Origin of the sequence: Streptacidiphilus sp. PB12-B1b, assembly GCF_014084125.1 — a bacterium.
In the GTDB taxonomy this organism is placed as follows: Bacteria; Actinomycetota; Actinomycetes; order Streptomycetales; family Streptomycetaceae; genus Streptacidiphilus.
Genome location: NZ_CP048405.1, coordinates 5,912,878 through 5,934,565 on the forward strand (window position 1 = coordinate 5,912,878; position 21,688 = coordinate 5,934,565).

Annotated in this window: 17 protein-coding genes and 1 riboswitch; of the genes, 8 read left to right on the forward strand and 9 right to left on the reverse strand. The window is 75.7% G+C overall.

Features of this window, described 5'->3' with window-relative positions; all coding sequences use genetic code 11:
* Nucleotides 1-23: 23 nt before the first annotated feature.
* The 5 genes from GXW83_RS25545 to GXW83_RS25565 form a co-directional block, all read right to left on the reverse strand.
* The gene (locus GXW83_RS25545; RefSeq protein WP_182445426.1) at nucleotides 24-845 is read right to left on the reverse strand and encodes a polysaccharide deacetylase family protein; all 822 of its coding nucleotides are present in this window, start codon (nucleotides 843-845) and stop codon (nucleotides 24-26) included.
* Between the two features lie 29 nt (nucleotides 846-874).
* Nucleotides 875-2,338, reverse strand: a complete 1,464-nt coding sequence (locus GXW83_RS25550) for a lipopolysaccharide biosynthesis protein (protein ID WP_182445427.1) — start codon at nucleotides 2,336-2,338, stop codon at nucleotides 875-877.
* A gap of 98 nt (nucleotides 2,339-2,436) precedes the next feature.
* Nucleotides 2,437-3,669, reverse strand: coding sequence for a hypothetical protein (locus tag GXW83_RS25555; RefSeq protein ID WP_182445428.1), 1,233 nt, complete (start codon nucleotides 3,667-3,669; stop codon nucleotides 2,437-2,439).
* The gene (locus GXW83_RS25560) at nucleotides 3,659-5,083 is read right to left on the reverse strand and encodes a glycosyltransferase family 2 protein (RefSeq protein WP_225447246.1); all 1,425 of its coding nucleotides are present in this window, start codon (nucleotides 5,081-5,083) and stop codon (nucleotides 3,659-3,661) included. Before GXW83_RS25560 ends, GXW83_RS25555 begins: the two co-directional genes overlap by 11 nt.
* The gene (locus tag GXW83_RS25565; RefSeq protein ID WP_182445429.1) at nucleotides 5,080-5,925 is read right to left on the reverse strand and encodes a glycosyltransferase family 2 protein; all 846 of its coding nucleotides are present in this window, start codon (nucleotides 5,923-5,925) and stop codon (nucleotides 5,080-5,082) included. Before GXW83_RS25565 ends, GXW83_RS25560 begins: the two co-directional genes overlap by 4 nt.
* 703 nt (nucleotides 5,926-6,628) lie before the next feature.
* Between GXW83_RS25565 and GXW83_RS25570 the strand changes: the two genes are divergently transcribed.
* The 7 genes from GXW83_RS25570 to cobC all read left to right on the forward strand — a co-directional run bounded on the left by GXW83_RS25570 (nucleotide 6,629) and on the right by cobC (nucleotide 14,992).
* Nucleotides 6,629-8,011: an ATP-grasp domain-containing protein gene (locus GXW83_RS25570; protein WP_225447247.1), complete on the forward strand. Its 1,383-nt coding sequence runs from the start codon at nucleotides 6,629-6,631 to the stop codon at nucleotides 8,009-8,011.
* A gap of 51 nt (nucleotides 8,012-8,062) precedes the next feature.
* Nucleotides 8,063-8,154, forward strand: a riboswitch (cobalamin riboswitch).
* A 132-nt stretch (nucleotides 8,155-8,286) separates the two neighbouring features.
* Complete coding sequence (gene cobI, locus GXW83_RS25575; RefSeq protein ID WP_182447553.1) at nucleotides 8,287-9,015, forward strand: precorrin-2 C(20)-methyltransferase; 729 nt, start codon at nucleotides 8,287-8,289, stop codon at nucleotides 9,013-9,015.
* Complete coding sequence (gene cobM, locus GXW83_RS25580; protein WP_182445431.1) at nucleotides 9,012-9,845, forward strand: precorrin-4 C(11)-methyltransferase; 834 nt, start codon at nucleotides 9,012-9,014, stop codon at nucleotides 9,843-9,845. The genes cobI and cobM overlap by 4 nt, the downstream gene beginning before the upstream one ends.
* Nucleotides 9,842-11,152 (forward strand): precorrin-6y C5,15-methyltransferase (decarboxylating) subunit CbiE, encoded by a 1,311-nt coding sequence (gene cbiE, locus GXW83_RS25585; RefSeq protein ID WP_370466768.1) that lies wholly within the window; start codon nucleotides 9,842-9,844, stop codon nucleotides 11,150-11,152. The genes cobM and cbiE overlap by 4 nt, the downstream gene beginning before the upstream one ends.
* The gene (gene cobJ / locus GXW83_RS25590) at nucleotides 11,149-12,903 is read left to right on the forward strand and encodes a precorrin-3B C(17)-methyltransferase (protein ID WP_182445432.1); all 1,755 of its coding nucleotides are present in this window, start codon (nucleotides 11,149-11,151) and stop codon (nucleotides 12,901-12,903) included. The genes cbiE and cobJ overlap by 4 nt, the downstream gene beginning before the upstream one ends.
* Nucleotides 12,904-12,992: 89 nt before the next feature.
* On the forward strand, nucleotides 12,993-13,901 hold the full coding sequence (locus tag GXW83_RS25595; RefSeq protein WP_182445433.1) for a sirohydrochlorin chelatase: 909 nt from the start codon (nucleotides 12,993-12,995) through the stop codon (nucleotides 13,899-13,901).
* Nucleotides 13,902-13,903: 2 nt separating this feature from the next.
* The gene (cobC, locus tag GXW83_RS25600) at nucleotides 13,904-14,992 is read left to right on the forward strand and encodes an Rv2231c family pyridoxal phosphate-dependent protein CobC (protein ID WP_182445434.1); all 1,089 of its coding nucleotides are present in this window, start codon (nucleotides 13,904-13,906) and stop codon (nucleotides 14,990-14,992) included.
* Nucleotides 14,993-15,208: 216 nt separating this feature from the next.
* Here the strand turns inward: cobC and GXW83_RS25605 are convergent, their stop codons facing one another.
* Together GXW83_RS25605 and GXW83_RS25610 are read right to left on the reverse strand one after the other, a co-directional pair.
* Entirely contained in the window at nucleotides 15,209-16,264 is a 1,056-nt protein-coding gene (locus tag GXW83_RS25605; RefSeq protein WP_182445435.1) for an SCO1860 family LAETG-anchored protein, read from the reverse strand.
* Between the two features lie 241 nt (nucleotides 16,265-16,505).
* Nucleotides 16,506-17,183: a uracil-DNA glycosylase gene (locus GXW83_RS25610; protein ID WP_182445436.1), complete on the reverse strand. Its 678-nt coding sequence runs from the start codon at nucleotides 17,181-17,183 to the stop codon at nucleotides 16,506-16,508.
* Between the two features lie 75 nt (nucleotides 17,184-17,258).
* Between GXW83_RS25610 and GXW83_RS25615 the strand changes: the two genes are divergently transcribed.
* Nucleotides 17,259-18,002 (forward strand): rhomboid-like protein, encoded by a 744-nt coding sequence (locus tag GXW83_RS25615; RefSeq protein WP_182445437.1) that lies wholly within the window; start codon nucleotides 17,259-17,261, stop codon nucleotides 18,000-18,002.
* Between the two features lie 64 nt (nucleotides 18,003-18,066).
* Here GXW83_RS25615 and GXW83_RS25620 read toward each other — a convergent pair whose 3' ends face one another.
* Nucleotides 18,067-19,155 carry an amidohydrolase family protein gene (locus GXW83_RS25620; RefSeq protein WP_182445438.1) on the reverse strand — a complete coding sequence of 363 codons (1,089 nt, stop codon included), beginning with the start codon at nucleotides 19,153-19,155 and terminating at the stop codon, nucleotides 18,067-18,069.
* Complete coding sequence (pepN, locus tag GXW83_RS25625; protein ID WP_182445439.1) at nucleotides 19,152-21,650, reverse strand: aminopeptidase N; 2,499 nt, start codon at nucleotides 21,648-21,650, stop codon at nucleotides 19,152-19,154. The genes GXW83_RS25620 and pepN overlap by 4 nt, the downstream gene beginning before the upstream one ends.
* Between the last annotated feature and the right edge of the window lie 38 nt (nucleotides 21,651-21,688).

Here is a 21,688-nt window from a genome sequence, read left to right on the forward strand (position 1 = left end):
AGCCGGGCCGCCGGGTCAGCGGGTCAGCCGGCGAAAGACGGCCCGTGCAGCATCGCCCGCGAGCGCCGGTAGGCCCGCCAGCCGATGGTGCGCAGCCGGTCCGGGTACGGGGCCACCGGCGCGCCCAGCCCCTCCAGCCAGAACGCCAGCTCGGCGGTGGTGTCGGTGCTCTTGAGCATCAGCCGGGCGATCCGGAAGGGGTCGTCCCGGGTGGAGCTGAGGGCGTCCCGGACCGCCGTCGCCGAGGTGTAGCCGGTGGCCCTGACCAGCCGCCGGACCGCCCCGGAGTTGTAGCCGTGCGGGTAGGCGAAGGCCGGGACCGGCTCGCCCAGGACGTCCTCCAGGACCGCCTTGGGGGTGCGCAGCTCGCGCAGCACCTCGGCCGTCGACAGGGTGTCCAGTTGCGGATGGGTCACCGTGTGCGCGCCGATCTCCAGGCCGCAGTCGGCGACCTCCTTGACCTGGTCCAGCGTCATCATCGGCGCGGGCGGCAGCAGGCACCGCGGGTCGGCCGCCAGCGCCCCGGTGGTCAGGTACGCGGTGGCCGGAATGCCGCGCTCGGCCAGCGCCGGGGCGGTGAACCGGGGCAGGTCGGCGAAGCCGTCGTCGATGGTGACCACGATCGGACGCTCGGGCAGCGGCGCCCGGCCGGCCAGCGCCTCGGTCAGCCCGGTGGCGGTGAGCGGGGTCCGGCCGCTGTCCCGGATGGCGTCCAGCTGCGCCAGGAACTGCCGCGGACGCACCGTGAACCGGGCGATCCACGGCGGCGGATCGTCCGTCACGGCGTGGTACAGCAGCACGGGGATCCGCGCGCTCACCGGAATCCGCTCGCCCGACGCGGCCATCGCCGTCCCCCGTTCACTCTGCCCTGGTGTCAGTGTTCCTCCTCCGCCCGCGCCCATTCACGTTTCCGCGGAATCGTCATCAGGGAGACCGTCTCCACCGGCGCCTCGGCGACCCCAGGGCGCGGCGGCGCGCCGGGGCGCGGCATCCGGATCCGGGGCTCGGCCGGCAGCCAGGAGCTGCGGAACACCAGCAGCGCGCCCGCCACCAGCACCTGGGTGACCAGCCAGGCCATGCCCATGCCGGACAGCCCCAGCTCCGGCACGAACAGCTGGAACAGCCCGAACACCAGGACGCAGACCGCCGCGTACACCGCCACGACCATGCCGGCCTTGCGGCGGACCCGGTACGCCGCCAGCGCGGTCGCGGTGATCAGGTTGGGCACCGCGGAGAGCGCCAGCAGCCGCAGCAGGCCGGTGGCGTGCCCGGGGTAGTCGGAGCCGAACAGTCGCAGCACCAGCGGCGCGGCCAGGACGAGCACCACCGTGCCGCTCAGCAGCAGCGCCCCGGTGCTGCGCAGCACCGTCCGCACGGCGGCGACCAGCCGCCGCGGATCCCCCGCCGACTCGACCACGATCGAGGAGCCCATGTTGGTGCTGATCACGTAGAGCATGGTGGTGATCACCCAGCTGATGGAGAAGTAGGCGCTGTCCCGGGCGCCCAGCGTGTCCAGGATCAGGACCTGCGGCAGGGTGGCCGCGGCCAGCCAGAACAGCCCGCCGACGTAGGTGGTGGCGGTGAACCGGACCAGGCCGTTGGTGGACTCCATCGGGATCAGGTGCATCCCGGTGACGTCCCCCGCCGCGGCGTCCCGGGCCCAGGAGGGCCGCCGCTCCATCCGGCTCACCTCCCGCTCCCGGGCCGGGATGGCGGCGCGGAAGAGGTAGGTGTTGACGTACACCAGGGCCAGCACCAGCGCCACGGTCCAGGACAGCAGGATGCCGGAGCCCCGGGCGAACAGCGCGAACACGCCGACCGCGACCAGCTTGGTGACCGAGAACAGCATCTGCTCGCCCAGCACCCAGTTGGTGCGGCGCAGCCCGGTCAGCACCCCGTCCTGGAGGATGAAGATCCCGTAGGTGACCACCGCCAGCACGAACACCCCGCCCATCAGCGGCGTGTGCAGGAAGTCCAGCCCCGGCGACATCCAGGGGATCAGCACCACGAAGCCCACCGACACCAGTAGCGCCAGGGTGATCGAGGCGAGGTACGCCCGGGAGACGATGCGCCGGGTGGCGCGCCCCGCCGAAGGGGCGAACCTGACCATCACGTCGGCCAGGTTCAGCTGCGACACCCCGCCGAGGAACATCACCATGGAGACGGCGGAGTAGTTCCGGCCCACGGTGCCGGTGGAGTAGTGCAGCCCCGGCCCGACCACGGACCAGTAGGCGGCGCCCAGCACCGAGGAGGCCAGCGAGGCCAGGGTCAGCACCACGCCGTTGCGCAGCAGTGGATCCCCGCCCAGGAAGCGCCCGATCAGCGGCAGGCCGCCCACTGCCCGAGCGAGTCGGCCTGGTGTACGAATGGTCCGGCTCTTGCCCATGTCGAATCGTCCCCCCTGCCTGGCTGTGCCCCCGGTCCTGCTGCGGCGGGTCAGGTACCGCCGTCGGCCAGGGCGGGCTCGTAGGCGCGCTCGCTGATCAGCACCCCGTCGACGACGCCCAGGCGGCGCGGGCCCCCCGGCCGCTCCGGGGCGTTCGCGGGCCGGTGGCCCAACGGCAGCCCCCGGGCGGCCAGCCGCAGCGTCCGGCGCTCGCCGTCGGCCTCCCGCACCAGCGCGGTGAACTCCACCGACCGGTGGCCGCGCGGCGTGGGCGGCGCGAGCGGGGCGATGTCGTCCACCGAGAGCAGCTCGGAGCCGTCCGGCAGCACCTCGGCGACCGAGCGGGCCAGGCCCTCGCGGTCCAGCAGCCGGTTGATCCGCCACTGCGAGGCCGGCAGCACCACCGCCGGGTGGCGGCGCAGCAGCCGGGGCGGCTGCGCCGCGTCGTCCAGCGCCGGGTACACCGGGACGATCCGGTCCGGCGCGAACCCGGCGTCGGTGAAGCGGGCGGCGACCGAGGCCAGCGCCGCGCCGGAGCGCGGCGGCCCGCCGAGCAGCATGACCAGCCCGCTGACCCGGCGCACCGAATCCGGCAGCCGGGGCTCCTCGGGCAGCAGCGGCCCGCCGGGCCGGGTGGTGCGGGCGACGACGTGCTGGTACTCCAGCCGCCCGAGGGCGGCGGCGGCCAGCGGCGCCAGGTAGCCGCCGGAGGAGCGCAGCCCGAGCACCAGCAGCGGACGCTCCCGGTCGGGGTTCAGCTCGGCGAAGCGCTCGGCGAGGGCGACCACGTCCTCCGGGCGCAGGTCCAGCTCGCGGAAGCTGGACGGGTCGTGCAGCTGGGCCCCGGCCAGCATCCGGGCCGTGTGCGGCGGGATGCCGGAGCGCAGGCCCTCCACCGCCGTCCGGACGCTGAGCAGCACCCCGGCGACGTCCTCCTCGGTGTCCCCGAGGACGGCCTCGGCCAGGACGTTGGCCAGGTCGCGCAGGAGCACGTGCCACGCGGAGAGGCCGAGCCTGCCCCGGGCGGCGGTGAGCGAGGTCTCCAGCAGCCGCCGCGCCGCGCCGATCCCGCCGCGCGGCGGTATCAGCCGCAGGGGCGGCTGCACCGGCAGCGCGGAGACGCCCTGGAGCCGGTCGGCGACGATCTGCGCGGCGCCGGCCGCGTGCAGGAAGGCGTCCAGGGCCTGCCCGCCGTCCGCGGCGGCGACCAGCCGCTGCAGCACGGTGCGCAGTTGGACGGCGGGCGGATACGGTGCGGGGCTGATCCGCTGGTCAGTGACCATGCTGGCGCGCCTCCCAGGGCGGTGGTGTTCCGTGGACCAGGCGGCGGCTGCGCAGGTAGCCGACGGGGCCGTAGAGCAGCCCCCGCCGCTGGAGCCGGGACAGCCGTGCGGGCCAGGCGTGGGCGTGCCGCGCCTCGCCGCCGTCCCCGGAGGGGTCGGCCGGGTCGGGCCGGGCGCCGGTGTCGCGCAGGGCGTAGCGTATGCCGCCGGGCAGTCGGCGCAGCAGCGCGGGCAGCATCCGGGGCTCCCGGGCGACGGCCGCGGTGAGGTAGGCGCCCAGGCCCGCGCCGTAGCCGAACGCCTGGTTGTCGAGGTCCTCCGGGCGCTCCCGGTGGTGGTGCCAGACCACGGCCTCCGGCTGGTAGACCAGGTGGTGGCCGTTGACCACGGCGCGGAAGAACGCCAGCAGGTCGTCGCCGCCCTTGGCCGGGGTGCCGGTGCCGGTGGCCGGGTCGAAGCCGCCGAGCCGCCGCAGCGCCTCGGCGCGGAAGGCCATGTTGGCGCCGGAGCCGAAGCGTCCGGCGGTGAACGGGAACAGCGGCTCGTCGGCCGGGGGCTGGTCCAGCCGCCACCGGCGCTGCTCGAAGCCCTTGGTGAAGCCGCCGTGGGCCTCCAGCATGACCTGGGTGCGGGTGCGCAGCCGGGCGGGCAGGATCAGCCCGGTGACGCAGCCGACCCGGGGGTCGGCGGCGGCGCCGTCGGCGTCGGCGAAGCCGGCCGCGATCGCCCGCAGCCAGTCGGGGTCGAGGACGACGTCGTCGTCGGTGAAGGCGACGATCTCGCCCCGGGCCTCGGCCAGCCCCCGGTTGTGGGCGGCGGCCAGCCCCCGGACCGGCTCGCGCACGTAGCGGACCAGGTCGGCGCAGGTGTCGCGGATCAGCGTGCCGGTGGCGTCGGTGACCGGGTCGTTGTCCACCACCACGACCTCGATCCGCGGGTAGCGCAGCGCCCGGACCGAGGCCAGGCAGCGGGCCAGCAGCTCGGGGCGTTCACGAGTGGCGATGACGACGGTGATCAGCGGCGCGTAGCCGGGGGCCGGATCGGGCCCAGCCGCACCGGCGTCCGCCCCGGCCCGGGCCAGGGCGGCGGTGGCGCGCCGCACGGCGGGGCCCAGCTCGCGGCGGGCGGCCTCGGCGAGGACCGGAGCCGGGTCCTCCCCGGCGCCGACGACGGCCTGGACCAGGCCGACCGGTCGGCCGTGGACCCGGGCCAGGGCCAGCACCGGGCCGGGCGGGACGGCGCCGCTCTCGCCGACCCGGCGCAGCTCCGGGGCCCGGGCGCCGTCGCCGAGCTCCAGCTCGACCACGTCCACGGGGGCCTGGTCGGGGTCGAGCCGCAGCGGCGGCCCGGGCGCGGCCGCCGCCTCGGCCTCCTCGGCCTCCTCGGTGGACGGCCGCAGGGCGGTCTGCCTCACCGTGCGGCCCCCACCGGGCGGCCGTTGCGCTCGCGCAGCAGGGTGCGCAGCACCCGGTGCCCGTCGCGGAAGGTGCGCAGGTTGGACTGGCCGGTGCGGCGCGGGAGCTCCAGCGTCGGCACCTCGGCCACCCGCAGCCCGGCCAGCAGCGCCCGGACCACGATCTCGGTCTCTATCTCGAAGCCCGAGGACTGGAGGTCGAGCTGGTCCAGGATGTTGCGGTTGAAGGCGACGTAGCCGTAGCAGAGGTCGGTGAGGCTGCTCTGGTACATCACGTTGACCAGGGCGAGCAGCCCGCGGTTGCCCATCCTGCGCAGCGTGGTGATGTCCAGTGAGCCGCCGCCGCCGGTGAACCGCGAGCCCTTGACCAGGTCGAAGCCGCTCTCCAGGAAGTGGATGTAGCGCGGGATCTCACGCGGCGACATGGAGCCGTCGGCGTCGATCATCACGATGTACTCGTGCTTGGCGGCCAGGAAGCCGGTCCGCAGGGCGTTGCCCTTGCCGGGGCCCTGCTGCGGCACGATCCGCAGCGAGGGCAGGGTGGCCCGGGCCATCTCCAGGGTGGCGTCGGTGGATTCGCCGTCGACCAGGATGACCTCGTCCACGCAGTCGGGGATGCGGTTGAGCACCCAGCCGATGTTGGCGGCCTCGTTGCGGGCCGGGACGATCAGGCTGACGCCGCCGCGGGAGGGCCCCCCGGCGAGCAGCGGCACGGCGTCGACGGCGCCGACCGCGTCCGCGCCGACCGGCGCTCCGGCCCGGCCGGTCCGGTCGACCCCGCCGGTCTCGTCGACGTCCCAGCGCTCGGCCAGGCCGGTCGAGCGGCCGGCGGCGTTTGACATTGGCACATTCATGAACGGCACCTCGGTTCCCCCCACGGCAGCCAGCCGCGACATTCGAACGTCCGTATGTTCGGTCATGACATCTGCTCTGCGGGCCGATCCCCCACGGTCGGCACGCAGAGGTCCCCCTGCCTTCGCGTCACATTAGTCGGACTGAAACGTACTTGATTCCCGGGTGATCACTCGTCGGTGATCATTCAGACGTGCTCACGGGCACCCGCCACGTAACGGGACACGACCCCCTCGGCCGTCGGCGCCCTCAGGGAAACCGTACCCGGGCCCGAGTGCCCGCGTAAGACATTTCGCGGCAGTCGCTGCCCGAATTCCCGAGTCGCCGGAAATCAGCCGTCTCAACACCTCCTTTACCCTCTCTGCCAACGAGGACCTCAATCGGACGCTCGGCCTCCGCTGTGGCCAGGTGCTCCACCGGGGCGCCGGGAGGGCCCTCCCGGCCGCGAAGCGCGCCGCCGCAGCGGGGGCCGGGGCCGCGTCCGCCCGGCGGCCGCCGGGACATGGCCCATCGTCAGCCGGACCCACGCAGTCCCCACGCAGTCCCGACCCATGCTGCTACGGAAGGGCACCGATGTCAGGAGATCGACCGGATCGACCGGATCCTCCCAGGAGGACTTGGCAAAACGCGATCCGCGCACCCCGGCCCCGGGCATCATGGTGCGCACCAGGGACCGAGCAGGGGGGCTGCGCGTTGGACACAGGTCTGGACCGGGACACACCCGTACTGGTCGTCAAGATCGGCCACTACCCGCTGCACCACGGCGGCGTCGGCGCGATCCGCAGCCTGGGCCGGGCCGGTGTGCCGGTCTACGCCGTCGCCGAGGACCGCTACACCCCGGCGGCGCTCTCCCGCTTCCTGCGCGGACGCTTCGTCTGGCCCACCACCGGCGCCGAGCCCGCCGCCGACCTGGTGGACGGCCTGGCCCGGATCGGCCGGCGGATCCTGGAGCGCGAGGGCCGCCGCTGCATCGCGCTGCCCACCGACGACGAGGCCGCGGTGCTGCTGGCCGAGCACGCCGAGGAGCTGGCCCCGTACCTGCTGATGCCGCGGGTGGAGGCGGGGCTGCCGCGCGCCCTGGCCGGGAAGCAGTCGCTGCACCGGCTCTGCCTGGAGCACGGCGTGGCCACCCCGCGCTCGGCCCGGCCCGCCACCCGGGAGGAGCTGGAGGCCGCCGCCGCCCAGCTGGTCTTCCCGATCGTGGCCAAGAACGCCGACCCGTACGCGCGGCTGAGTGATCCGGCGGTCGGCTCCACCACGGTGCTGGCGGACCGGGCCGCGCTGGACCGGCTGGCCGCGGGCTGGACCGGCCCCGCCCTGCCCCGGGTATTGCTGCAGGAGTACCTGCCGGTGGAGCACTCCGAGGACTGGATCGCCCACCTGTACTGCGGCGACCGCGCCCGCGAGGACGCCGCGGAGCTGGTCTTCACCGGCGTCAAGGTGCGCGCCTGGCCGCCGCGCGGCGGGGTCACCGCGCACGCCTACACCACCGCCAACCCCGAACTGGCGCGGGAGAGCGCCCGGTTCTGCCGCGCCGTCGGCTTCCACGGCATCTGCGACCTGGACTGGCGCTTCGACCGCCGCGACGGCCGCTACAAGCTGCTGGACTTCAACCCCCGGCTGGGCGCGCAGTTCCGGCTGTTCGAGACCGGCCCAGGAATCGACCTGGTCCGGGCCATGCATCTGGACCTCACCGGCCGGAGCCTGCCCGAGGGCGGGCAGCTGGAGGGCCGCCGCTTCACCGTGGAGATCCTGGACGGCCCGGCCCGGATCGCCGCCCGCCGCGGCCAACGCTCCGCGCAGCTGCCCGAGCCGCCGAAGGCCGCCCCCGAGTCCGCACCCGAATACGCACCCGGGTCCTTGCCCGGGGACGCCCCGGCCGGCGGCGCCGCGCAGGGCCGGGGCCGGCTGCGGGAGTTGGCCTGGAGCGCCGCGGACGATCCGCTGCCCGCGCTGTCGGCGGTGGTCCGCTCGGCCGGTCCGGCCGTGCACCGGCTGCGCGGAGCAGCCGGTTCGCTGCGGGGCGCGGCCCGGCGCGGGCCCCGACGTGGGACAGGACACACCCCCTCCGGTTGACTGCCGCGCGCGGCGCGTGGTGGGATTCCGGGGCCTGATACGGCGGCATTGATGAGGAAGTCCGGTGCGATTCCGGCGCGGTCCCGCCACTGTCACCGGGCGGCCCGGCGCACACCGTCGGCCCGTCCGCGAGCCAGGAACTCTGGCCGCCGTCACCACGAAACGGGGCGCGGACCCCGAGTGAGGACTGCCGCCATGCGCTCTGCCGCGCCCCCGCCCTTCCCCCTGCCTGCTGCTCCGGTGCCTGCCCCGGCCGCTCGGTGAGCCCGCGCCAGCTGGGCCCGCGCCTGGTGGGCCTGGGCATGGGCCCCGGCGATCCGGAACTGGTCACGGTCAAGGCGGTCCGGCTGCTGGCCGAGGCCGACGTGGTGGTGGTGCCGGTGCTGGACAGCGGCGAGACCGGCCGGGCCGAGGCCACCGTGCTGCACCACACCGGTGCGGCCAAGATCGAGCGCATCGTCTTCGCGCTGAACGAGCGGCAGGACCGCGCCCGGCGCGAGGCGGCCTGGGATGCGGCCGGGGCCCGGGTGGCGGAACTGCTGCGGGAGCACGGCCTGGTGGCCTTCGCCACCATCGGCGACCCCAACATCTACTCGACCTTCACCTATCTGGCGCAGACCCTGACCGCCCTGGTGCCGGGGCTGGTGGTGGAGACCGTCCCCGGGATCACCGCCATGCAGGACCTGGCCGCGCGCAGCGGCACCGTCCTGGCCGAGGGCACCGAGCCGCTCACCCTGGTGCCGGTCACCGCCGGTTCCGCGGTCCTGCGCGAGGCGCTGACCGGGAGCGGGACCGTCGTCGCCTACAAGTTCGGGCGGCACGCGGCCGAGGTGGCCGAGGCGCTGTCCGGGACCGGACGCGACACCACCGCTGTCTGGGGGGCCTCGCTGGGCCTGCCGGACGAGCAGATCCGGCCCGTCGGCGAGCCCCTGGACGGCCCGCTGCCCTACCTGTCCACCCTCATCGCCCCGGCGACCCGCACCACCCGTGGAGGCAAGCTGTGAGCACGCACCAGGCCGACGGCACGCGGCAGCCGGGCAAGGTCACCTTCGTGGGCGCCGGGCCGGGCGCGGCCGACCTGCTGACGTTCCGTGCGGCCCGCGCCATCGCCGAGGCCGACACCGTGATCTGGGCCGCCAGCCTGGTCCAGCAGGAGGTCCTGGAGCACGCCCGTGACGGCGCCGAGATCCTGGACTCCTCGCTGGTCCCGATGGAGGACGTGCTGGCCGTGTACGAGCGCGCCGCCGCCGAGGGCCGCCGGGTGGCCCGGATCCACTCCGGCGACCCCTCGCTGTGGGGCGCGGTGCAGGAGCAGCTGGACCGCTGCCGGGAGCTGGGCCTGGACACCGAGATCGTGCCCGGGGTCTCCTCGTTCGCGGCGGTCGCCGCCATCGCCCAGCGCGAGCTGACCATCCCGGAGGTGGCGCAGAGCGTCATCCTCACCCGGCTCGGCGGCGGCAAGACGCCCATGCCGCCCGGCGAGGAGGTGCGCGACTTCGCCCGGCACGGCACCACCATGGCGGTCTTCCTGTCGGCGGCCCGGGCCAAGCAGCTGGTCGAGGAGCTGACCGAGGGCGGTTACCCGGCGGACACCCCGGTCGTCATCGCCTACCAGGCGACCTGGCCGGACGAGCTGGTCCTGCACGGCACCCTGGAGACGCTGGAGGCGCAGGTCAGGGAGCACCGGCTGTGGAAGCACACGCTGTTCCTGGTCGGCCCGGCGCTGGCCGCCGCCGGCACCCGCTCGCACCTGTACCACCCGGGCCACTTCCACGGCTACCGCCGCGCCGATCCCGACGCCCGCCGCGCGCTGCGTGCCGCCGCGAAGCAGTGACCGGCTCCGACACTCCCCGCGCCGGGCGGATCACCGTCCTCGGCGCGGCACTCGCGGCCGACCACCGCGGTCTGATCGCCGACGCCGACCTGGTGCTGGGCGCCCGGCGGCACCTGGACGCGGCGGGCGTGCCGGAGGGCCGCGCGCTGGTCCTCGGCCCGCTCGCGCCCGCGCTCGACGCGGTGGCGCACGCCCCTACACACGCGCGGGTGGTGGTGCTGGCCTCGGGCGACCCGGGGTTCTTCGGGATCGTCCGGGTGCTGGCCGAGCGCTTCGGGCCGGAGGCGCTGGACGTCCGGCCCGGCACCAGCAGCGTCGCCGAGGCGTTCGCCCGGCTGGGCCTGCCCTGGGACGACGCGGTGGTGGTCAGCGCCCACGGCCGCGACCCGCGGACCGCCTTCAACGTCTGCCGGGCGCGGCGGAAGACCGCCGTGCTGACCGCCCCGGGGGCCGGGCCGGCCGAGATCGGCGCGGCGCTGCTGGCCGTGCCCGGCGTCGAACGGCGGCTGGTGGTCGCCTCCGACCTGGGCGGCCCGGCCGAGCGGGTCGAGCAGGTGACCCCGGCCGAGGCCGCGGCCCGGGACTGGCCGGGGGTGCACGTGGTGCTCTGCCTGGCCGCCGACGGGTCGGGCGTGGGCGCCATGCGGGCGCTGGCCGGGGCCGCCGACGGCGCGGACGGCGCGGACGGCGCGGACGGCGCGGACGGCGGCTGGGCGCTGCCCGAGGACGCGTTCGATCACCGCGACTCGATGGTGACCAAAGCCGAGATCCGGGCGCTGGCCCTGGCCCGGCTCGGCCCGCGCCTGGGCGAGCTGGTGTGGGACATCGGCGCGGGCAGCGGCTCGGTCGCCGTCGAGTGCGCCCGGCTGGGCGCGGCGGTGGTGGCCGTGGAGCGCGCCGAGGACGGCGTGCGTCGGGTGCGCACCAATGCGCGGGCGCACGGTGTGGACGTGAGCGTGGTGCACGGAAGCGCGCCGGGGGCGCTCGCCGGGCTGCCCGCGCCGGACGCGGTGTTCGTCGGCGGCGGCGGCGCGGACCTGCCGGACGTGGTCGCCGCCTGCGCCGCGCGCGCCCGGCGCACCGTCGTGGTCACGCTGGCGGCGCTGGACCGGGTGCCCGCCGTCCGCGCGGCCCTGCTGGCGGCGGGCTTCACCGCCGAGGGCGTGCAGCTCTCGGCGGCCCGACTGGCCCCGCTGCCCGGCGAGGTGAGCCGACTGGCCGCCACCAATCCCGTGTTCGTGCTCTGGGGTACCCGGATACCCGTGCGGCATTTGAGAGTTGTCGATCCGTCAGGAGATTCGTTGTGATTGGCCTGATCGCGGCCACCGCCGCAGGCCGCAGGGCCGCCGCCCGGCTCGCCGAAGCGCTCGGCGACTGCCGGGTGTACCAGGAGGCGTCGGTCGGCGAAGCGCTGCGCCGTGCCTGGAGCGAGTGCGACCAGCTGGTCTGCTTCCTGGCGACCGGCGCGACCGTGCGCCTGATCGCGCCGCTGCTCGCCGACAAGCACACCGACCTGGGCGTGGTCTGCGTGGACGAGGCTGCCCGCTTCGCCGTCGCCCTGGTCGGCGGGCACGCGGGCGGCGCCAACGCGCTGGCCGAGCGGACCGCCGAGGCGCTGGAGGCGCAGCCGGTGCTGACCACGGCCACCGACGCGGTGGGCGTGCCCGGGCTGGACACCCTGGGCTGGCCGGTGACCGGCGAGGTCGCGGCCGTCGGCCGCGCGGTGCTGGACGGCTCCCCGGTGCGGCTGGTCGCCGACGCCGTGCACCCGCTGCCCGCCCTGCCGGACAACGTCCGCCCCTGGCCGCCGACCGCGACCGGCTCCGTGAAGGCGGCCGACGCTCCCGCCGCCACCGTCTACGTCAGCGACCGGCTGGCGCCGTGGGCGGCGGAGGGCGGCGCGCCGTCCGGGCCGTCCGTGGTGCTGCACCCGCGCAGCCTGGCCGTGGGCGTCGGCGCCAGCCGGGGCGTGGCCGCCGCCGAGGTGCTCGACCTGGTCGCGGCCGCGCTGGCGGACGCCGGGCTCAGCCCGCACGCGGTGGCCTGCCTGGCCAGCGTGGACGCCAAGGCCGACGAACCGGGCCTGGTCGAGGCGGCCCGCACCCTCGGCGTGGAGCTGGTGACCTTCACCGCCGACGCCCTCGCCGCCGTACCGGTGCCCAACCCGTCGGCCGCCCCGCTGGCGGCGGTCGGCACCCCGAGCGTGGCCGAGGCCGCCGCCGTGGTCGCCGCGGGCGGCGGCGAGCTGCTGGTCCCCAAGCGGAAGTCGGCCCCCGAGGGCCGCGCCGCCATGTGCACCGTCGCCGTGGCCCGCCGCCCGGTGCGCGGACGGCTGGCCGTGATCGGCCTCGGCCCGGGCGCGCGCGACCTGCTGACCCCGCGCGCCCGCACGGAGCTGCGCCGGGCGTCGGTCGTCGTCGGCCTGGACCAGTACGTCGACCAGATCCGCGACCTGCTGCGGCCCGGCGTCCGGATCGAGGAGACCGGCCTGGGCGCGGAGGAGGAGCGCGCGCGCAGCGCCGTGCGCCTGGCGGAGCAGGGCCTCGCGGTCGCGCTCATCGGCAGCGGCGACGCGGGCGTGTACGCCATGGCCTCCCCCGCGCTGGCCGAGGCCGGCCCGGACATCGACGTGGTCGGCGTCCCCGGGGTCACCGCGGCGCTGGCGGCGTCCTCGCTGCTCGGCGCGCCGCTGGGCCACGACCACGTCTCGATCAGCCTCTCCGACCTGCACACGCCCTGGGAGGTGATCGAGCGCCGGGTACGCGCCGCCGCCTCGGCCGACTTGGTGGTGACCTTCTACAACCCGCGCAGCCGGGGCCGCGACTGGCAGCTGCCCAAGGCGCTGGCGCTGCTCGCTGAGCACCGCGACCCGGCGACCACCCCGGTCGGCGTCGCGCACGCGGTCTCCCGGCCCGACGAGTGGTGCACCGTCACCACCCTGGCCGAGGTGGACGTGACCACGGTGGACATGACGACCGTGGTGGTCGTCGGCAACACCGCCTCCCGCGCGGTCGCGGGCCGGATGGTCACCCCGCGCGGCTACCGGTGGCAGGGGTGAACGGCCCCGCCCCGCACGACCCCCGTCCCTCCGCACCACCCACCGACCCGACCGCGCACTCCCTGCGAACCGCAACCCGAGGAGCCCTCGTGACCCCCCCAGCCCTGTTGGTCGTCGGCCACGGCACCCGCGACGACGAAGGCGCGGAGGCGTTCCGCGCCTTCGTCGCCGGGCTGCGCGACCGGCTGCCGGACACCCCCGTCGGCGGCGGCTTCATCGAGCTGTCCCCGCCGCCGCTGGCCGACGCGGTCAGCGAGCTGGTCGCGGCCGGAGCCACCCGCTTCGCGGCCGTCCCGCTGGTGCTGGTCTCGGCCGGGCACGCCAAGGGCGACATCCCGGCCGCCCTGGTGCGCGAGCGCGAACGCCACCCCGGCACCTCCTTCGGCTACGGGCGCCCGCTGGGCCCGCACCCGGCGCTGCTGACCGTCCTGGAACGGCGGCTGGACGAGGTGCTGCCGCGCGAGGACCGGGCCGATACCACCGTGCTGCTGGTCGGCCGGGGCTCCACCGACCCGGACGCCAACGCCGAGGTCGCCAAGGTGGCCCGGCTGCTGTGGGAGGGCCGGGGGCTGGCCGGGGTGGAGACCGCGTTCGTCTCGCTGGCCGCACCCGACGTCCCGGCCGGTCTGGAGCGCTGCCGACTGCTGGGCGCGCGGCGGATCGTGGTGCTGCCGTACTTCCTGTTCGCCGGAATCCTGCCGACCCGGGTCGAGCAGCAGGCCGCCGCCTGGGCCGCCGACCACCCCGACCTGGACGTGCGCCAGGCCGGGGTGATGGGCGCCACCGACGAGCTGGCCGAACTGGTGGTCGAGCGCTACCGCGAGGCGCTGGCCGGGGACGTCCGGATGAACTGCGACACCTGCGTCTACCGGATCGCCATGCCCGGCTTCGAGGACCGGGTCGGCGCGGAGCAGCGCCCGCACCACCACCCGGACGACCCCGCGCACACGCACGGCCCGCACTCCCACGGCCCGCACACGCACACCCACGCGCACTGACCATGCCCGGCGACCCCACCTCAGCCGACCCGTCGGCGGTCGATCCGCCGGTGGTCGACCCGTCAGCGGCCGAGCCGGACCTGCGGCACCACGGCGACCGGGAGGTCGGCGGCGGCCTGACCGACCTGGCGGTCAACGTCCGGACCGGCACGCCGCCGCCGTGGCTGCGCGAGCGGCTGGCGGCCTCGCTCGACGGCCTGGCCGCCTACCCGGACGGCACAGCCGCGCGCGCGGCCGTGGCCCGACGGCACGGCCGACCGGTCGGCGAGACGCTGCTCACCTCGGGCGCCGCCGAGGCGTTCGTGCTGCTGGCGCGCGTCCTGCGGCCGCGCCGGGCGGTGGTGGTGCACCCGCAGTTCACCGAGCCGGAGGCGGCGCTGCGCGACGCCGGGCACGCCGTGCAGCGGCTGCTGCTGCGCCCGGAGGAGGGCTTCCGGCTCGATCCGGCGCGGGTGCCGGACGACGCCGACCTGGTGGTGGTGGGCAATCCGACCAACCCCACCTCGGTCCTGCACCCGGCCGCCGACCTGGCCGCCCTGGCCCGCCCCGGCCGCACCCTGGTGGTGGACGAGGCGTTCGCGGACACCGTCCCCGGCGAGGCGCAGAGCCTGGCCGGGCGCGGCGACCTGCCGGGCCTGGTGGTGCTGCGCAGCCTCACCAAGACCTGGGGGCTGGCCGGTCTGCGGATCGGCTACGTGCTGGCCGAGCCCGGAACGGTCGCCGCCCTGGGCGCGGCGCAGCCGCTGTGGCCGGTGTCGGCCCCGGCCCTGGTCGCGGCCGAGGCGTGCTGCGCCCCGGCGGCCCTGGCCGAGGCGGAGGCCGCCGCCCGGGCCACCGCCGCCGACCGCGAGCACCTGCTGCGCGGGCTGGCCCGGATCCCGGGGGTGAGCGTCCACGGCGAGCCGCGGGCGTCCTTCGTGCTGGTCCGGCTGGACGGCGCGGACGCGGTCCGCGAGCGGCTGCGCGGGCTGGGCTTCGCGGTCCGCCGCGGCGACACCTTCCCCGGCCTGGGCCGGGACTGGCTGCGGATCGCGGTCCGCGACCGGGCGACCGTGGACGGCTTCCTGAAGGCCCTGGAAGCCGCCCGGTAGCGCCGGGCCGGGGCGGCGGAGCAGGTCACCGCCGTCCGCCACCCCGGCCCAGCGGCCTGCCCGGCGGCCAGCCTGCCTTCACCACGGGTGCTCTCCCCTCCGTGAGCACCGGCGGCGCGGGAGCACCGGGCGGTTGCCGCCCGCTGCCCCCGCCGGGTGCGGCTGTCGCGCCGCGACCGCCCCCCGGCAGCCGCGCCCCCCGCGACAGCCGCCCGATCAGGACCGGCGCCGACGGGCTGCCCAGACCCCGCCCGCGCCCGCGGCCAGCAGCGCCAGGCCGACGCCGCCGATCATCGGGGCGTCGCTGCCGCCACCGGTCTCGGCCAGGCTGGTGGTGCCGCCGAGCGGGGTGGCCGCCGCAGCGGGCTGGGCGGTGCTGCCGGAGCCGGGCGAGGCGCTGGGACCGGTCGACGGCGTGCCGGAGGCAGGCGCGGACGGGGTGGCGGACGCGCCGCCGCCCGAGCCGGGAGCGGCGCTGCCGGAGGGCGCCGAGGACGGCCCGCCGGACGGGTCGGCCGGGGCCGAGGGCGCCGCGCCGCCCGGGTCTCCGGCGCCCTCGTGGCAGCTCACCGCGGCGATCTCGACGCTGCCGGTGACCTCGGCGACGTTGAGCTGCAACGGGTTGATCGACACCTGCAGCTCCAGCGCGGTGGCCGCCGCCGAGGCGTCGCCGACCGTCTTCCGCGACAGCCACAGGCTGACCTTGCCGATGCCGGGCACCGACACCAGCGTCGGCCCGGCGGCGCTCAGCGAGACCCGCTCGCCGAGGATGCCGACGTCGCCGAGGACGTCCACCCGGGCGCTGGGCCTGCCGTCGGCCGGGCAGTCGGCCTGCGCGTGGACCTGGTCCAGGGTGATCAGGCCGGTTCCGAGCAGCCCGGGGACGTCCACCCGGGCGTTGACCAGGTCCACCAGGGCGTGCGCGCCGGTGCGGTCGGCGGTGGCGCTGCTGTGGGCGAGCTTCGCCCGGACCAGGGTCAGCGGCCCGCCGCTGCCGACGCCGTCGACGTCGGCGGTCAACAGGCTGCCGTCCTGGCTGCCGGGCGCCTGGATGGCGTTGAGCGAGAGGTCGACCGGGACGTCCACGGTGCTGTTCAGCAGCTTGACGTCCAGGCCCAGGCGGGCGGTGGTGGCCGAGGCGCTGCCGACCGCCGAGCCGTGCCCGCCGCCCGTCGCCCGGGCGGGAGCCGCGGCCTGCGCGGGTGCGGCGGCGAACACGGAGGCCGCGACGAAGGCGCCCAGGGCGGCGGCGGGACGGCGAATGGCATGCATGTGGAAAACCCCCACAAAAGTAACGGGACACGCAGGTACGCAAGAGGACGCGCGGGTCTCATGGGACGGGTCGGGGCGCTCACCCCCATGCAGCGGTACACACGCGGCGATACAACGGAGCGCCCGGACGTGATCTCGGACCCGGCCTATCCTTGCGAACCATCCGTCACTCTGGAAGCACACACAGTGAGTTCACCCGAACGAGTGAGATAACCTCAGTTGCCCGGAAAATCACGGCAGTTCAGGACAGTCGCCAGTCAATCGGCTGTGCTCCCTGTCGTACCAGCAGATCATTGGCCCGGCTGAACGGCCGGGAGCCGAAGAAGCCGCGGTCGGCCGACATCGGGCTGGGATGCGCCGACTCGATGGCGGGGTAGTCGCCCAGCAGCGGGCGCAGGTTGCGGGCGTCCCGCCCCCACAGGATCGCCGCCAGCGGCTTGCCGCGCGCGGCCAGCGCCCGGATGGCCTGCTCGGTGACGGCCTCCCACCCCTTGCCGCGGTGTGCGGCGGGCTGCCGGGGAGCGGTGGTCAGCGCCCGGTTGAGCAGCAGCACCCCGTGCCTGGTCCACGGCGTGAGGTCGCCGTTGGCCGGTGCGGGCAGGCCCAGGTCCCGCTGGTACTCCTGGAAGACGTTGACCAGGCTGCCCGGCAGCGGCCGCACCTCGGGCGCCACCGCGAAGCTCAGCCCGACCGCGTGGCCCGGTGTCGGGTAGGGGTCCTGACCCATGATCAGCACCCGGACGTCGTCGAAGGGCTGTTGGAAGGCGCGGAGCACATGAACCCCGGACGGCAGGTAGGTCCGCCCGGCCGCCACCTCCGCCCGCAGGAAGTCGCCCATCGCGGCGATCTGTCCGGCCACGGGCTCGAGCGCCTTGGCCCAGCCTGGTTCAACGATCTCACTCAAGGGACGTGCAGCCATAGGCGTCACCCTAATGGACCATGGAGCCTTCCGGGAATCCACGACAAAGACTCCCATAGCCGACAGAATGTCCCCATGGTCGCCGAGCACGAGCAGCCGCTGCACCCGCCGGGCGGCCTGTTCCCCACCGTCTGGGCCTACGTCCGGCGGGCGCCCGGCACCTACCTGTGGCTGCTGGCCCTGCTGTTCACGACCTTCCTGATGCACCACATCAATCCGGCCTTCACCGACGACTTCCTGCGCCGCCGCTCCACCAACCTGCACCAGCTGGCGATCGACCCGGTCCGGGTGCTCGCCGCCAGCACGCTGTGGCTGGACGGCGGCAGCTGGTTCGGCTACTTCGTCCTCTACAACCTGTTCCAGGTGCCGGCCGAACGCTGGCTGGGCACCCTGCGCTGGTTCCTGGTGATCGCCCTCGCGCACGTCGGCGCCACCTACATCAGCGAGGGCGCGCTGTACTGGGGCATCCAGCACGGCCGCGCGCCCCACTCCGCCGTCAACACCCTGGACGTGGGCGTCAGTTACGCCCTCGCCGGGGCGCAGGCGGTGCTGGTGTACCGGATCGCGCCGCCCTGGCGGTACGGCTACCTGGCCGGGCTGCTGCTCTGGTACGGCAGCGCCCTGGTGTCCGGCCGCACCTTCACCGACGTCGGCCACTTCACCGCCGCGCTGCTCGGCCTGGCCTGCTACCCGCTGACCCGGGGCCGCGGCGGGCCCTGGGATCCGGCGACGCTGCACCCGCTGGCGTGGCTCCGCGCCCAGCGCAGCCGGCACCGCCGCAACCGCCGGGCCGGGCACGAGCGCAGGCACGGCCGTTGAACCGCCCGCCCGGGCCCGCCTGCACGCGCCCGCACCCACGCACGCACCCGCGCCCGGGCCGCCGCTAGGCCACCACCGCGCCGCGCAGCACCACCGCCAGCGGGTCCGCCAGCACCCGGACGTCCGCGCGCGGGTCCGAGCCGTAGACCACCAGGTCGGCCGGGGCGCCCTCGGTGAGCCCGGGGCGGCCGAGCCACTCCCGCGCGCCCCAGGTGGCCGCCGACAGCGCCGCCACCGGCGGCAGCCCGGCCCGGACCAGCTCGGCGACCTCCTGCGCGACCAGCCCGTGCGGCAACGAGCCGCCCGCGTCGGTACCGGTGAACACCGGCAGCCCGGCCTCGTACGCCGCCGCCACGGTCGCGTAGCGGCGCCGGTGCAGCTCCCGGATGTGGGCGGCGTAGGCCGGGAACTTGGCCTCGCCCCGGTCGGCGATCCCGGGGAAGGTACCGATGTTGACCAGCGTCGGCACGATGGCCACCCCGCGTTCGGCGAACAGCGGGATGGTCTCCCCGGTCAGGCCGGTGGCGTGCTCGATGCAGTCGATCCCGGCGCCGACCAGGTCGGCCAGCGAGTTCTCGCTGAAGCAGTGCGCGGTGACCCTGGCCCCCTCGGCGTGGGCCGCCGCGATCGCCTCGTCCAGCGCCCAGCGCGGCCAGCAGGGCTCCAGGTCGCCGCTGCCCCGGTCGATCCAGTCGCCGACCAGCTTGACCCAGCCGTCCCCGCGCCGGGCCTCGGCCCGGACGTAGGCGGCCAGGTCGCCGGGCTCGATCTCGTGCGCGTAGTTGCGGATGTAGCGGCGGGTGCGGGCGATGTGCCGGCCCGCCCGGATGATCCGCGGCAGGTCGTCGCGGTCGTCCACCCAGCGGGTGTCGGACGGCGATCCGGCGTCGCGCAGCAGCAGCGCGCCCGCGTCCCGGTCGGTCAGCGCCTGCTTCTCGCTGGTGGCGTCGTCCACCGGGCCGTGGGCGTCCAGGCCGACATGGCAGTGCGCGTCCACCAGCCCGGGCAGCGCCCAGCCGTGCAGCGTCCGCACCTCCCGCAGACCGGCCGGGCGCTCGAACGACACCCGGCCGCCGACCACCCACAGTTCGTCCCGGACGTCCTCGGGGCCGACCAGCACCCGGCCCCGGACGTGCAGGGCCTCGCCGCTCACCGGGCGGCCCCGCGCACCCGCAGCGCCCGGCGCAGGTCGTCGACCTCGTCCTCGAGCACCCGACGGGTGGCGGCGGTGAGGTCGTCCCGGCCGAGGCACGCCTCGGCGGCGGCCAGGGTCTGCGGCGTGGCGGCGTAGGCCGGGAAGCCGGCGCGGCCCAGGGCCCGGGCGATGGCCGGGCCGCGCCGGGAACCGGTGGCGACCACGTCCTCGAAGTAGCGCAGCGGCAGCTCGCCCAGCAGCTCCGCCTGCTCGGGCTGCCACAGGCCGCGTGCGGTGGCGGCGATGATGTAGGCCGAGGCGTCGCTGTGGAAGAGCAGCTGCCAGGCGGCCTCCTTGGCGTCCGCCTCGGGCAGCGAGGCCCGGCAGCGGGCCGCGCCGCGCTCGCCGATGGCGCTGGGGTCGCGGACCAGCTCGGCGTCGATCTCGGCGGTGCCGGCCGCGCCCAGCACGCACAGCCGGGCCAGGATCTGCCAGCGCAGGTCGGGATCGAGCACCGGGCCGCCGGGCACGGTGTCCTCCGCCCGCCACTGCTGCAGCTCGGCGATCTCGACCGGGGTGTACGTGGAGTCGATCAGGCCGCGCACGGCCAGCAGCCGCAGCCCGGACTCGTCCGGCCCGCCCTCGGTGCGGCGCAGCAGCGCCCGGCAGACGCCGACGAGCACCGCCAGCGCGGCGGGCCGCTGCTCCGGAACGGTGTAGCAGTCGGCGACCGTGTCGCGGGCGTAGCCCAGCACGGCCTGGACGATGTGCGAGGACTCCTCGCCGGGCAGGTGGGCGGCGACCAGCTCCAGGAACTCGGCCGGGTCGATCTCGGCCTCGCGGACCAGGTCCCGGGCGGCGTTCCAGACCACCGCGCGGGCCAGCGCGTCGGGGACCTCGTTCAGCGAGTCCCTGACGGTCCGCCAGGAGCGCTCGTCGAAGCGGATCTTGACGTAGCTCAGGTCGGTGTCGTTGAGCAGCAGCAGGGCCGGTTCGGCGGTGCCGGTCTCGCGCCAGCGGTGGACCGGCTCGGCGGGCAGGTCCAGCGGGATCCGGGAGGCGGCGATCAGTCGGCCGTCCGGCGCCCGGTCGAACTCCCCGGCGGTGATCCGGTGCGGCCGCAGCGTCCCGTCGGCGGAGCTGTGCAGGATGTCGGTGCCCTCGACCCGCAGGGTGTCCACGCCGGTGGTGCGCAGCCAGCTGGCGGCCCACGCCTGGACGTCCCGGTCGGTGGCCCCGGCCAGCGAGCGCAGCAGGTCGTCCAGGGTGGCGTTGCCGAAGGCGTGCCGGCGGAAGTGCTCGTTCAGGCCGTTGAGGAAGTCCTCCTCGCCGAGGTAGGCGACCAGCTGCCGCAGCAGCGAGGCGCCCTTGGAGTAGGAGATGCCGTCGAAGTTCTGCAGGGCCTCGGCGGTGTCGGCGACGTCCTCCGGGGCGACCGGGTGGGTCGAGGGGCGCTGGTCGGCGTCGTAGCCCCAGGCCTTGCGGGCGCAGGCGAAGCCGGTCCAGACGCCGGTGAAGCGGGTGGCCTCGGAGACGGTCTGGTGGCCGAGGTACTCGGCGAACGCCTCGTTCAGCCACAGGTCGTCCCACCAGCGCATGGTGACCAGGTCGCCGAACCACATGTGCGCCATCTCGTGCGCGACCACCATGGCGCGCTGCTCGCGCTCGTTCTCGGTGACGGCGGAGCGGAAGACGAACTCGTCGCGGAAGGTGACGCAGCCGGGGTTCTCCATGGCGCCCGCGTTGAACTCCGGTACGAAGCACTGGTCGTAGGAGTCGAAGGGGAATCGGTGCTCGAAGATCCGGTGGTAGTGGTCGAAGCTCTGCCGGGTGAACTGGAGGATCTCGGCCGCGTCGGCGTCCAGGTAGGGTGCCAGCGAGCGGCGGCAGTGCAGGCCCAGGGGGATGCCGTCGTGCTCGCTGAGCACCGAGTGCAGCGGCCCGGCGACGACCGCCACCAGGTAGCTGCTGATCGGCGGGGTGGGCGCGAACTCCCAGCGTCCGCCTTCGCGTCGGGCGACGACGCTGTTGCCGACGACGGTCCACTCCTCGGGGGCGGTCACGCTCACCTGGTGGACGGCCTTGAGGTCGGGCTGGTCGAAGCAGGCGAAGATGCGCGGCCCGTCGTCGAGGAACGCCTGGCTGTAGACGTAGTCCTCGCCGTCGGCGGGGTCGGTGAAGCGGTGCATGCCCTCGCCGGTGTGCGAGTAGGCCATGTCGGCCTCGATCCGCAGCTCGTTCTCCGCCTCCAGGCCGTCCAGCGGCAGCCGCCCGTCGGCGAGCGCCGCCGGGTCGAGCTCGCGGCCGTTCAGCCGGGCCGAGCGCAGCACGGACGGCTTGACGTCCACGTAGGTCGCCGCGCCGGGCTCGGTGCAGGCGAAGCTGATCACCGTGGTGGAGCCGAAGACCTCGGCCCCCCGGGTGAGGTCCAGATCCACGCTGCTGCTGTGGACGTCCAGGAGGCGGCGGCGGTCAACGGCTTCGGCGCGCGTCATTGCAGGCATGAGGATCATGCTGCCTCATCCCCGCCCCCAGCACGAGCACCTTCCCC